Origin of the sequence: Erythrobacter insulae (assembly GCF_007004095.1) — a bacterium.
Classification (GTDB): domain Bacteria; phylum Pseudomonadota; class Alphaproteobacteria; order Sphingomonadales; family Sphingomonadaceae; genus Erythrobacter; species Erythrobacter insulae.
In genome coordinates this window covers 246,791-258,654 of record NZ_VHJK01000002.1, presented here as the reverse complement: position 1 = coordinate 258,654, position 11,864 = coordinate 246,791, and the positions used below count along the sequence as shown (strand labels likewise).

The window sequence follows — 11,864 nt, the reverse complement described above, 5'->3', positions numbered from 1 at the left end:
CCCTCGCCAAGACTGTGCCACGGCGATAGGCCGCACAGATGGGCAAAGAAAACTTCGAACGCCACAAGCAGCCATGGAATGCCGAAGAGGCAGGGCGATTGCAATTGCTCGCATCGAAAGGGCAAGGCCTTAAGCAAATCGCCAAAGCCCTTAATCGAAGCGAAGATTCGACCAAGAGTTTCGCCCGTCAGCAAAAGATCAAAATCGCAAAGAAGCGCTAACCGCAATCCGGTTTTGCAAATGAAACGGCAGCGCGAAAGCTGTGTTTCGCACTGCCGTATGCACGCTACTAAAAGCCGAATTTATGGAAATTCAGGCGCGCCATTTGGGAAAAAGCTGTTGCCTACCCATTCGCCGCCGGGAAACCGGTCATTCAGATAATCGTACCAGCTCTGGCCATCTTCCGGGTTGCCGCCAGCGACGGACGAGATTTCAATTACATTCAAGTCTAGGATCGTATTCACAGTCATCTCTCCTTTTGATGATGAGGACTGTAGAATAGGGGCGTGTCTTGATGTCTGACGATTGGGCAAACAGCCTAGTACGCCTGCGCTAGACAGTAAGTGCGATCAACAGCGGGTCTGCTATTTCACCCAATCGAGCCCCATTTCCTCGAACACTTCCTTGTCATCGGACCAACCCTCGCTGACTTTGACGTGCAAGAACAGGTGGACCTTCACACCCAGGATTTCCGCCAGTTCGGTCCGTGCGGCCTCTCCGATGGCTTTGATACGTTGGCCGCCTTTGCCCAGCACAATTGGTTTCTGGCTGTCGCGGGCGATCACAATCTGCTGGCGCACTTCGACGCTGCCGTCGGGGCGCACAGTGTAGCTTTCGGGGCGTACAGCGGCATCATAGGGCAGTTCCTCGTGCAGCTGCGCGTAAAGCTGTTCGCGAGTGACTTCTGCGGCGAGCAAGCGTTCAGACGCATCGGAGACCTGATCTTCAGGATACATCCAGGGGCCAGCGGGCATAGATTTCGCCAGAAATTCCTTCATCTCGGGAACACCGTCGCCCGACAATGCCGATACGAAAAAAATCTGGTCAAATGCGACACGCTGCGAAAGCTCTTCGGCCAGCGCGAGCAGGGGCTCTTTTTTCGCCTTGTCGACCTTGTTCAGAACCAGGATTTTCTTTTCAGGCCGGTTCTCCAGCGCTTCAATCAACGGGATCAATTCATGCCGCCGCTGTTTGATCGGATCAACCAGCAGCAAAATGGCATCGGCGCTTTGTGCGCCTTCCCAAGCTGCGCTGACCATGGCGCGATCAAGCCGGCGTTTGGGTTCAAAGATGCCGGGTGTGTCGACCAGAATCATTTGTACCTGACCGAACAATGCGATGCCCAGCATTCGCGCGCGCGTCGTTTGCGCTTTGGCAGATGTAATCGCGACCTTTTGTCCGACCAGCTGGTTTACCAATGTCGATTTGCCGGCATTGGGAGCGCCCAATACTGCGACGACGCCGCATTGGGTTGATCCGCCTTGGATTGGCGCTTCGTTTGTAGTCACCCGAATTCCTCCAGAAATGCTTTTGCTGCGCGCTTTTCTGCTGCGCTTTTGCTTGATGCGATGCCTGCGGCTGTGCCGACGCCATGAATGCTGACTTGAACTGTGAAACTCGCGGCATGATCGGGGCCGCTGCGATCGATTACCTCGTAATTGGGCATAGCGCGGCGATTACCGGCCGCCCATTCCTGCAGCGCGCTTTTGGGATGTTTGGCTTTACCGGAATCGCCCGACAATTCCTCTGCCCACAGGCTGTAAATGACATCGCGAGTGGCTTCGTATCCGTGTTCGATGAAGCTTGCGCCGATCAGAGCCTCCATCACGTCACCGAGGATATTGTCGCTATCCGCGCCGCCATCCTCGCGCGCCTGTTTGCCCAGCCGGATGTGATCGGGCAGCGCCACATTTCGGGCGATCCGCGCACAGGTCGCGCCGCTTACCAATGCGTTCAGACGCTGGGAAAGGCGGCCTTCGGGGGCGTCTCCTGCGCGGTAAAGCCAAGCTGCTACCGACAGGCCGAGCACGCGATCGCCGAGAAATTCCAGTCGCTGGTAATCGGCCTCGCTCGCCGCGTTAGCCCCGCCGTTGAAGCTGCCATGGGTCAGCGCCTCAAGCCACGGAGCTTCAGAATGGACTGCAAAGCCGGTGGCATTAAGCCATGCGCGTGTTTCTGGTTTAAGCTGCGTCATGATAACAGAACGATCATAGCACATTCCCGATCCGGCCCCAGCGCGCAGCCGAAAACCACGTCCACGGTTTCGCCCACTCGGCACTGCCGTCGGTTGACCAGATGATCACGCTTGCTCGGCCAACCAGATTGTCCTGCGGGACAAGGCCAACGGCATCGCCTGCTGCGGCTCTAAACCGGCTATCGCGTGAATTATCGCGGTTGTCACCCATCACAAACATCTGGCCATCGGGGATTGTCACGCCCTTGAAATCGTCCCCCTGGGTCACGCCGAAATCCAGCACGTTAAAGCTTCTGCCGCCGGGCAGTGTCTCTTTGAATTGGAGGTAATTGCAGATCCGATTATCGGCGCTGTCCCATGAGGTTTCGCCGCCCCATGCACATCCCGTATTGGGCGATTCTTCAAGCGTAAAATCGCCGATTTGTTCGCGCGCGATGCGTTTCCCGTTCAGCACCAACTGTCCGCCAGACACCGCAATTGTATCGCCGGGCAGGGCGATTACACGTTTGATGTAATCGGTGTTGTCGATCGGATGTTTAAATATCACCAAATCACCGCGTTCCGGCTCGCTGGCCAGTATCCGCCCTTTCGGAAGGCCAAGATCGAACGGCAACGAGTTGCCCGAAAACCCGTAAGACCATTTTGCCGCGAGCAGGTAATCCCCGTTCATCAGGCGTGGCAGCATGCTTTCGCTCGGGATCGAAAAGGGCGAAAAGATGCAGATGCGGAAGATAAGCACCGCCAAAACCAGCTTCAGGACGAATTTGACAAAGCTCGACCAGCTTTCCGACGCGGTATTTTCAACCGATACGTCCGTAACCGCAGTTTGTGTCTTAACATTCATCGCCCGCCCCCTTACTCGCACCCACACAACGCGCAAAGGGGTTTGACTCATGACATCGTCCAAATTGTCCGCCGTATGGTCCAGACTGGAAGGGATGGCTCCTTCTACTTTGGCCGATTTGTTTGCCAATGATAGCGAACGCGTAGCCAAAATGAGCCAGCGGATCGAATTTGAAGTTCCTGAATATGGCACCAGCGGCCTGTTGCTCGATTGGTCAAAGACCCACCTCGACGATGACTTGCTTGATGCGTTTGAAGAACTCGCCCGTGCCGCCGGTTTTGATGCGGCTCGCAAATCTCTGTTTGATGGTGGGATCATCAACCCGACAGAGGGACGCCCGGCAACCCACGGTGCCATGCGCGGCAGCGGCACGGATGCCGATGTTGAGGAAGGGATGGCTCTGCTGACGCGGATGGGCATGTTGGTCGATGCCATTCACGATGGCGCTCTGGGTGAGGTCAAGCACCTGATCCATATCGGCATTGGCGGATCTGCGCTTGGTCCCGATCTGGCCGTTGACGCCCTGACCCGTGATCTAAAGCTGGTCGATGTGCATGTCGTGTCGAACATTGATGGGCTCGCGTTGGAGCAGGCTTTTGCAGCGTGCGATCCGGCAACCACGATGATTGCGGTGGCATCCAAGACTTTTACCACGATAGAGACGATGACCAACGCGGCAAGCGCGCTCAAATGGCTGAATGATAATGACGTTGACGATCCAAGTGGTCGCGTTGTGGCGCTTACTGCAAATCCGGAAAAAGCGGTTGAGTGGGGAGTGGATGAAACGCGTGTTCTGCCTTTCCCGGAAAGCGTCGGCGGACGGTATTCCCTGTGGTCGAGCATCGGCTTTCCGGTTGCGCTGGCTGTGGGCATGGATGATTTTCGCGCCATGTTAGCCGGGGCGCAGGCGATCGACACGCATTTCCGCGAAACAGAAGGCCGCGCCAATGGCCCATTGCTCGCGGCCTTTGGTGACCAGTATTACACGCGGCTCCGCGGGTGCCAGACGCGGGCTATTTTTGCCTATGACGAACGGCTGGCGCTGCTGCCGGATTATCTCCAGCAGCTTGAAATGGAATCCAACGGCAAAAGCGTGACCGCATCAGGAGATCCCGTCAGCGGTTCGACTGCGCCGATCACTTGGGGCGGGGTGGGCACCGATGCCCAACATGCGGTATTTCAGCTTTTGCATCAGGGCACGCAGCTGGTCCCGGTTGATTTCATTGCCAGCATTGCACCGGGTGACGAGCTTAATCCGGCGCACCATAAAGCGCTGCTGACCAATTGTTTTGCGCAAGGCGCGGCTTTGATGGCGGGCGGCAATATGTCAGCCGACGGCAAAGACCCCGCGCGCGCTTTCCCCGGCGACCGGCCCAGCGCGATGTTCCTTGTCGATGATCTGGATGCGGCGATGTTTGGCGCGCTTATCGCTTTTCACGAACATCGCACTTTCGCCAATGCTGTCCTGATGGGCATTAACCCGTTTGACCAATTCGGGGTGGAGCTTGGCAAGAAAATGGCCAAAGACATCGAAGGCGGCGAGGGCGAATTTGACGCGAGTACAGCGGCCTTGATGAAGGCGGCCGGGTTGGGGTGAAGGTTATTCAGGTGGGTCAATGAAGATGTCGCTGCGGAGCGAGAGAAAAGCGCTTTTCTCTGCACTCTGCCCAATTAATCTCAATCCATTGCCCCGGCCCACGGACGTTCAATTTTTGGGAATTTGGAACCCGTACACCCTTTGGCCCGCGTCGATGGTGTGGCGAATATGATGGCCAATTGTTCTGGTTGATGGGGCAGAGGCAAATGTCCGATCTGAATTCATCGGGACATTCTCAAACTGCGCCGGGTTGCTGATCCATTATTCGGGAAACAGCAATTTCCTTTGACTTTCCGCAAACGTAAGCCCATATGCGCCTCGAACGAGACACGCATGCCTAGCGTGAAGCGGCGGCTCTAAATACTCCGCCCCGGCGCCTGTCTCCCTACCAATCTACAACTTCCCTATTCACGCGGGCGGTTTTTCAACCACCGCGACCGCGCGCCGATTCCGGTGCGCGCTTCGCATATATTGCGAGTTTTTACTCAATGACATTTGATGAACTCGGGCTGTCTCAGCCCGTTCTACAGGCGCTTGATCTCAAGGGCTATTCCACTCCTACACCTATTCAGGAGCAGGCGATCCCGCCGGTTCTCGAAGGGCGCGATCTGCTGGGTATTGCCCAGACGGGTACGGGCAAGACGGCGGCTTTCATGCTGCCCAGCATCGACAGGCTGCGCAACAGCGACAAACAGATCCCGTTCAAAAGCTGCCGCATGTTGGTGCTTGCCCCGACGCGCGAACTGGCGGTGCAAATCTCCGACAGTGCAAAGGATTACGGCGCGCTTGCCGGCCTCAAGGTCCAGTGCATCGTTGGCGGGACTTCGGTGAACAAAGACCGGAATAAACTGCACCGGGGCACAGATATCCTGATCGCGACGCCGGGCCGTTTGCTCGATCTGATCGATCAAAAGGCTTTCAACTTGAGCGGCGTCGAAGTGCTGGTTCTGGATGAAGCCGACCAGATGCTCGACCTTGGCTTTATTCATGCGCTGCGCACGATCAACAAGTTGGTGCCCAAAGAGCGCCAGACGCTGTTTTTCAGCGCGACCATGCCAAAGGCTATCAAAGAGCTTGTCAGTGGATATTGCAACAATCCGGTGCAGGTCTCTGTCACTCCGCAAAGCTCAACCGCCGAGCGGATCGAGCAATATCTGTTCATGGTCCAACAGGACGAAAAACAAGCCCTGATCGAAACGGTGTTGAAGGGGCGTCATACCGTTCCCGGCGATCTTGAGCGGGTTTTGATCTTTACGCGCACTAAACATGGCGCCGACCGGGTCGTGAAAAAGCTCAGTCAGTGCGGCATCGAAGCCAATGCAATCCACGGCAACAAATCACAGGGCCAGCGTCAGCGCGCTTTGGATGAATTCCGCCGGGGCAAGGTTTCGATCCTGGTTGCAACCGACGTCGCAGCGCGCGGGATCGATATTCCCGGCGTGAGCCATGTCATCAATTACGAATTGCCCAATGTGCCGGAACAATATGTTCACCGCATTGGCCGGACTGCGCGGGCAGGCAAAGATGGCATTGCCATCGCTTTTTGTGCCGAGGACGAGCGCGCATATCTGAAAGACATTCAAAAGACGACCGATGCCCAGATGGAGCGCCTGCCATTGCCGGATAATTTCCGCGCCGTGGTTGAAGGTGTCGGGCCGACCAAGCGTGAACCGAAACAGCGTCAGGCGCGGGTCAATCCAAAGCCATTTCGCAAGAAACCCGCCGGCGGCGGTAAACCGCGCAGCGGAAATGGCGGCGGAAGTGGCGGCGGCGCCGGTGAAGGAGCAGGCGAAGGCTCAGCCAAGCCAAAGCGTAAGCATCAGGCGCGCAAGGGCCGTCCGAACAAGCCCGGCGGGAACTATTCTTCCGGCGGCGGCAGCGGCGGCGGCTCTGGCGGTCGTTCAGGCGGCGGCGCAAACCGTTCGCGGCGCCGCTCGCAAGGGTAAATCTACCGGTCTTTGCCGGAACAGTCATGAGAGCGTGAGGCACCAAGTCAGGCTTGCTGCGTTCACCTCTTATGGCAGATCAAAGAACTACGCTCGACGCTGTATTTGAAGCGATCGTAATCGATGATGAGGGGCGGGCATGCCGGGATATCCCCGACAGCGCATGCCGCGAAGAGCCGCGCAATTTCCTAACCCACGTTACCTCGCTCTCGTTGAGCAAGGTTGCGGATGGTCTGATAGATCCAAAGCTCGTTCTCAGTTGGTTGATGACAAGCGTCGGCGCGCCGAGTTTTTTGATAGGTCTTTTGGTGCCTGTGCGCGAAGCCGGTGCATTGCTGCCGCAAATGTTCACCGCAGGCGCCATTCGGAGGATGCCGCATCGCAAATATGCTTGGGCGCTGGGCGCGGTTTTTCAGGGGCTGGGTGCGTTTGGAATTTTTGCGGCGGCGCTTTTTCTTGAAGGAGCGCAGGCCGGCTGGGCGATTCTTGCATCGCTGACGATACTCGCTCTGGCGCGTTCTGTATGCTCTGTGTCGTATAAAGATGTGCTGGGCAAAACGGTTTCGAAATCCCGGCGCGGGACCGCGACTGGCCTTGCCGGATCGATCGCTGCGGCTTTGGTTATTGTCTTTGCAGTCATGCTGGTTACGGATTTCGTCGAACGCCAAAGCATTGTTTTGGCAGGGCTTGTCATTGCCGGTATCTGCTGGATTGCAGGCGGCCTTCTTTTCACCAGCCTCCAGGAACACGAGGGCGCAACCGATGGCGGTCAGAGCGCTTTTGTGGTTGCGCGGCAGAACCTTTCGTTGTTGTCGCAAGACCGGCAATTGCGCCTTTTCATTTTTGCACGAGGATGCCTGACTGCGACTGCGCTGGCCCCGCCATTCATGATCGCTGCAGCCTCTGGCGCGGGACAATCCGCATTCGAGGGGCTCGGCTTTCTCGTACTCGCCTCTTCAGGCGCGGCGCTGGTGAGTTCGGCCATTTGGGGGCGCTTGGCCGACCGGTCCAGCCGCCGAGTGCTTCTGATTTCGGCTTTGGCGGGCGGAGCGGCTCTGGCCGTGAGCGCCGCCGCCAGTTACGCGGGCTTGATCCAGACGATCTGGGTTCTGCCGCTGCTTCTGCTTGGCCTGATGATATCGTATCAGGGCGTTCGATTGGGCAGATCGACCCATCTTGTTGACATGGCAACGGAGGATACCCGCGCTGCCTATACCGCGCTTTCGAACACGATCATCGGGGCTATCTTGCTCGGCGGGAGTGTCTTTGGAGCCATCGCGCAGTTCTTTGGAAATTCGGCGGTATTGGCTTTGATGGCGGCTCTTTGCCTTGCAGGCGCGTATTTCGCAGCGCGATTGGAAGAAGTGCAAGAGAAGTAACCAATCGCCCCCGCAGGCGTAATATTCCCTTAGCGCAGAACGAGTGTTGGCAAGCGATGTCTTGCTCTTCATAGCTCGCACCAAACAAGGATGGAGAATCCGAATGACGGATGCCGAATACGATTATGATCTTTTCACCATCGGAATTGGGTCGGGCGGAACCCGCGCCAGCCGCGTGGCTGCTGCGCACGGTGCGCGGGTCGCCGCGGCCGAGGAATACAGAGTGGGGGGAACGTGTGTCATCCGCGGCTGTGTGCCCAAAAAAATGCTCGTTTACGGTGCGCATTTCGCCGAAGATATCGATGATGCCGCGCAGTTCGGTTGGACCATTGAAGGCAAAAGCTTTGACTGGGTGAAACTGCGCGATCACGTGCAGAATGACATCGATCGGCTCGAGGGGCTCTATGGCGAAACGCTCGATAATCACGGCGTCACCATTTTCAAAGAGCGGGCCGAGATTACCGGCGAGCACGAAATTACGCTTTCGAGCGGAAAGACAGTCACCGCCAAATATATCCTTATTGCGACAGGTGCCCGCCCGCATGTGCCCGATTTCCCGGGCAGCGAGCTTGCCATTACGTCCAATGAGGCGTTCCATCTGGATGATATTCCAAAACGGATATTGATCGCTGGCGGAGGATATATCGCCAATGAATTTGCCGGAATTTTCAATGAGTTCGGAAGCAAAGTAACAATCGCGAACCGATCAGATGTGATCCTGCGCGGCTATGACGCTTCGGTGCGGGATCGATTGCTGCAAATCTCCCTCTCCAAGGGAATTGAATTCTGTTTCAAGGCAGAATTCGAATACATGGAAAAGAACGAAGACGGCTCGCTGAAAGTCAAGCTGACCGGCCATGACGAGCGTGATTTTGATGTGGTTATGGTCGCCACGGGACGCGTACCCAACATCGAAGGGCTTGGCCTCGATGTAGCAGGCGTAAAGCTTGGTGATCGAGGTCAGATCAAGGTTGATGAATTCAGCAAGACCAATGTCGAGCACATTTATGCTGTTGGCGATGTGACAGACCGCGTGCAATTGACCCCTGTCGCTATCCGCGAAGGTCAAGCGTTCGCAGACAGCGTTTTTGGCGGGGTTGAACCCTACGCCGTTGACCATAGCTGCATTCCGAGCGCCGTATTCAGCCACCCGCCCATTGCCGCTGTCGGGATGACCGAGAGCGAAGCGCGCAACAGCCTTGGCAATATCAAAGTCTATCAGTCCGATTTCCGTGCCATGAAGAATGTTGTCGCGGGCCGGAATGAACGCAGCCTCTACAAAATGATCGTCGATGCAGCGAACGACAAAATCGTTGGCATCCATATGATCGGACCGGAATCGCCCGAGATTATGCAAGCTGCCGCGATTGCGGTTAAGGTTGGCCTGACCAAAGCGGACTTTGATTCAACCACAGCGATTCACCCGACCATGGCCGAGGAATTGGTCCTGTTTAAATAAGGGATCACGACAATGGACGTTCAAGGCAAGACAATCCTGCTTACCGGCGGGACCGCCGGCATCGGCAAAGAAATGGCACTTCAGCTCAAGGTAAAGGGCGCTTCGGTCACGCTGACCGGGCGCAATCCCGCTCGGTTGGAGGCGATGCGTGAAGCTGGCTTTGAAACCATGGCTGCCGATTTCTCAAACGCGGCCGGTGTAGACGCGTTTTTGGCGGAGTGGGGAGCGCGCGATCTGGATGTGCTTATCAACAATGCGGGCCAACTGGTGGATCACGATTTCCGCGCTGGTTCAGGCAAAGGCGCGCCTGATCCCGATGCCGCCGATAATTGCATTTATGCCAATCTCAACGCGCCGATGCGTTTAGGCACAGCTTTGATTGAACGTCTCAAAGCTCGCCCCGAAGCCGCCATCGTCAATGTGACCAGCGGTTTGGCGATATCCCCGGCGGCGCGTCAGCCGGTTTATTGCGCGACCAAGGCAGGCCTGCGTTTTTACACGCTCAGTCTGCGGGAGCAGCTGAAAGATACCGGCATTCACGTGATCGAGGCGCTGCCTCCCGTCGTCGATACCCAGATGAACGATGGCAACCCGATGAAGAAGATGCCTGCCGAGGAATGCGCGCGGCAAATCATTGAAGCGATTGAGAAAGACCGCGATGAAGCCAATATTGGCATGACCAAAGCGCTGCGTGTGATGGAATCGATCCATCCGGCGCTGGCACGCCGCCTGACGCTCAAATTCTGACGCTCCGGCTGGCCATGACACGTTGACGCTTTGGCGTGGCTGCGGCAACGACCTGTGAACCAAATAAATCAGAGGGTGCGTGAATGTCCGCCAATATTGCCGAAATGGAACGTCGCCGTGCTGCTGCCGAACTGGGCGGCGGTGAAAAACGCATCGCCGCACAGCACGCAAAAGGTAAACTGACCGCGCGCGAACGGATCGACGTGCTGCTTGATGAAGGCAGCTTTGAGGAGCTGGACCGTTTTGTCGAGCATGACTGCGTCGATTTCGGAATGGCCGAACAGAAGATCCCCGGCGACGGTGTGGTCACCGGATCGGGCACGATCAATGGCCGTCTGGTTTATGTCTACAGCCAAGACTTCACCGTATTTGGCGGCTCGCTTTCAAAACGCCATGCGGAGAAAATCTGCAAGGTGATGGAAACCGCGATGAAAGTCGGCGCGCCGGTGATCGGCATGAACGACAGCGGCGGCGCGCGTATTCAGGAAGGCGTGGCGTCACTGGGCGGGTATGCCGACGTGTTCCAGCGTAACGTGCTGGCATCCGGCGTCATCCCGCAGATCAGCCTGATTATGGGACCATGTGCGGGCGGGGCGGTGTATTCGCCTGCGATGACCGATTTCATCTTTATGGTGAAAGACAGCAGTTATATGTTCGTCACCGGCCCCGAAGTGGTCAAGACCGTCACCAACGAAGAAGTCACTCAGGAAGAGCTGGGCGGGGCGATCACGCACACGACCAAGACTTCTGTTGCGGACATCGCATTTGAAAACGATGTCGAGGCGCTGCTCGCGACGCGGCGGTTCTTCCAATATCTGCCGCTTTCCAATCGCGAGACAGCTCCGGTGCTTCCGGTCAACGATCCGTGGGACCGTATCGAGCAAAGCCTCGACACTCTGATCCCCGATAATGCGAACCAACCCTATGACATGCATGAGGTGATCACCAAGATCGTGGACGAAGGCGATTTCTTCGAAATCCAGCCGGCCCATGCCGCGAACATCATCTGCGGGTTTGGCCGGGTCGAAGGGCGCACCGTGGGCGTGGTCGCGAACCAGCCGATGGTGCTGGCGGGCGTGCTCGATATCAACTCGTCCAAGAAAGCCGCGCGGTTCGTGCGGTTCTGCGATGCGTTCGAAATCCCGATTGTGACGCTGGTGGATGTGCCCGGCTTCCTGCCCGGTACAAGCCAGGAGCTGGGCGGTATTATCAAACACGGCGCAAAGCTGTTGTTCGCTTATGGCGAGGCCACGGTGCCGAAGATCACGATCATCACGCGCAAAGCGTATGGCGGTGCGTATGACGTGATGGCGTCAAAGCACCTGCGCGGAGACCTCAACTACGCATGGCCTACGGCTGAAATCGCGGTAATGGGCGCAAAAGGCGCAGTGGAGATTATCTTCCGCCAAGACCGCGGCGACGCGGAGAAGATCGCCGAGAAAACGAAGGAATACGAAGATCGTTTCGCCAACCCGTTTGTGGCCGCACAGCGCGGCTATATTGACGAGGTGATCTACCCGCGGAATACTAGGAAACGGATCGCGCTGGGTCTAAGGAAGCTGCGGACAAAGCAGCTTGAGAACCCTTGGAAGAAGCACGATAATATTCCGCTGTGACTAGGACGTTCTTCAGAAACGCATATTTCCACCTGCTTTGCGGGGCGGTCTTTTCCGTTCTTGGCTTCTGGTCGCTCGTATG

11 protein-coding genes are annotated in these 11,864 nt (G+C 56.9%); 7 read left to right on the top strand and 4 right to left on the bottom strand.

Features of this window, described 5'->3' with window-relative positions; all coding sequences use genetic code 11:
* Positions 1-38 precede the first annotated feature (38 nt).
* The gene (locus FGU71_RS13830; protein ID WP_142789356.1) at positions 39-221 is read left to right on the top strand and encodes a hypothetical protein; all 183 of its coding nucleotides are present in this window, start codon (positions 39-41) and stop codon (positions 219-221) included.
* A gap of 81 nt (positions 222-302) precedes the next feature.
* Here FGU71_RS13830 and FGU71_RS14155 read toward each other — a convergent pair whose 3' ends face one another.
* The 4 genes from FGU71_RS14155 to lepB all read right to left on the bottom strand — a co-directional run bounded on the left by FGU71_RS14155 (position 303) and on the right by lepB (position 3,038).
* Positions 303-464 carry a hypothetical protein gene (locus FGU71_RS14155; RefSeq protein WP_185960322.1) on the bottom strand — a complete coding sequence of 54 codons (162 nt, stop codon included), beginning with the start codon at positions 462-464 and terminating at the stop codon, positions 303-305.
* 120 nt (positions 465-584) lie between these two features.
* Positions 585-1,508, bottom strand: a complete 924-nt coding sequence (gene era, locus FGU71_RS13825; RefSeq protein ID WP_234035796.1) for a GTPase Era — start codon at positions 1,506-1,508, stop codon at positions 585-587.
* Entirely contained in the window at positions 1,505-2,194 is a 690-nt protein-coding gene (gene rnc / locus FGU71_RS13820) for a ribonuclease III (RefSeq protein ID WP_142789355.1), read from the bottom strand. Before rnc ends, era begins: the two co-directional genes overlap by 4 nt.
* A 13-nt stretch (positions 2,195-2,207) precedes the next feature.
* Positions 2,208-3,038 (bottom strand): signal peptidase I, encoded by an 831-nt coding sequence (gene lepB, locus FGU71_RS13815; protein WP_142789354.1) that lies wholly within the window; start codon positions 3,036-3,038, stop codon positions 2,208-2,210.
* 49 nt (positions 3,039-3,087) lie between these two features.
* Between lepB and pgi the strand changes: the two genes are divergently transcribed.
* The 6 genes from pgi (at position 3,088) to FGU71_RS13785 (ending at position 11,782) form a co-directional block, all read left to right on the top strand.
* Positions 3,088-4,635, top strand: a complete 1,548-nt coding sequence (gene pgi, locus FGU71_RS13810) for a glucose-6-phosphate isomerase (RefSeq protein WP_142789353.1) — start codon at positions 3,088-3,090, stop codon at positions 4,633-4,635.
* Positions 4,636-5,123: 488 nt separating this feature from the next.
* Positions 5,124-6,581, top strand: coding sequence for a DEAD/DEAH box helicase (locus FGU71_RS13805; RefSeq protein ID WP_142789352.1), 1,458 nt, complete (start codon positions 5,124-5,126; stop codon positions 6,579-6,581).
* Positions 6,582-6,652: 71 nt separating this feature from the next.
* Entirely contained in the window at positions 6,653-7,960 is a 1,308-nt protein-coding gene (locus FGU71_RS13800; RefSeq protein ID WP_142789351.1) for an MFS transporter, read from the top strand.
* Between the two features lie 103 nt (positions 7,961-8,063).
* Positions 8,064-9,419 (top strand): glutathione-disulfide reductase, encoded by a 1,356-nt coding sequence (gene gorA, locus FGU71_RS13795; protein ID WP_142789350.1) that lies wholly within the window; start codon positions 8,064-8,066, stop codon positions 9,417-9,419.
* Positions 9,420-9,431: 12 nt separating this feature from the next.
* Positions 9,432-10,166, top strand: a complete 735-nt coding sequence (locus FGU71_RS13790; RefSeq protein WP_142789349.1) for an SDR family oxidoreductase — start codon at positions 9,432-9,434, stop codon at positions 10,164-10,166.
* Positions 10,167-10,249: 83 nt separating this feature from the next.
* Entirely contained in the window at positions 10,250-11,782 is a 1,533-nt protein-coding gene (locus FGU71_RS13785) for an acyl-CoA carboxylase subunit beta (RefSeq protein ID WP_142789348.1), read from the top strand.
* Positions 11,783-11,864: the final 82 nt, after the last annotated feature.

What these genes read in the sequence shown, in the direction of transcription:
- FGU71_RS13830 (WP_142789356.1), top strand. Translation starts at nt 39, where the DNA reads ATGGGCAAAGAAAACTTCGAACGCCACAAGCAGCCATGGAATGCCGAA.
- rnc (WP_142789355.1), bottom strand. Translation starts at nt 2,194, where the DNA reads ATGACGCAGCTTAAACCAGAAACACGCGCATGGCTTAATGCCACCGGC.
- lepB (WP_142789354.1), bottom strand. Translation starts at nt 3,038, where the DNA reads ATGAATGTTAAGACACAAACTGCGGTTACGGACGTATCGGTTGAAAAT.
- pgi (WP_142789353.1), top strand. Translation starts at nt 3,088, where the DNA reads ATGACATCGTCCAAATTGTCCGCCGTATGGTCCAGACTGGAAGGGATG.
- FGU71_RS13805 (WP_142789352.1), top strand. Translation starts at nt 5,124, where the DNA reads ATGACATTTGATGAACTCGGGCTGTCTCAGCCCGTTCTACAGGCGCTT.
- FGU71_RS13800 (WP_142789351.1), top strand. Translation starts at nt 6,653, where the DNA reads ATGGCAGATCAAAGAACTACGCTCGACGCTGTATTTGAAGCGATCGTA.
- gorA (WP_142789350.1), top strand. Translation starts at nt 8,064, where the DNA reads ATGACGGATGCCGAATACGATTATGATCTTTTCACCATCGGAATTGGG.
- FGU71_RS13790 (WP_142789349.1), top strand. Translation starts at nt 9,432, where the DNA reads ATGGACGTTCAAGGCAAGACAATCCTGCTTACCGGCGGGACCGCCGGC.
- FGU71_RS13785 (WP_142789348.1), top strand. Translation starts at nt 10,250, where the DNA reads ATGTCCGCCAATATTGCCGAAATGGAACGTCGCCGTGCTGCTGCCGAA.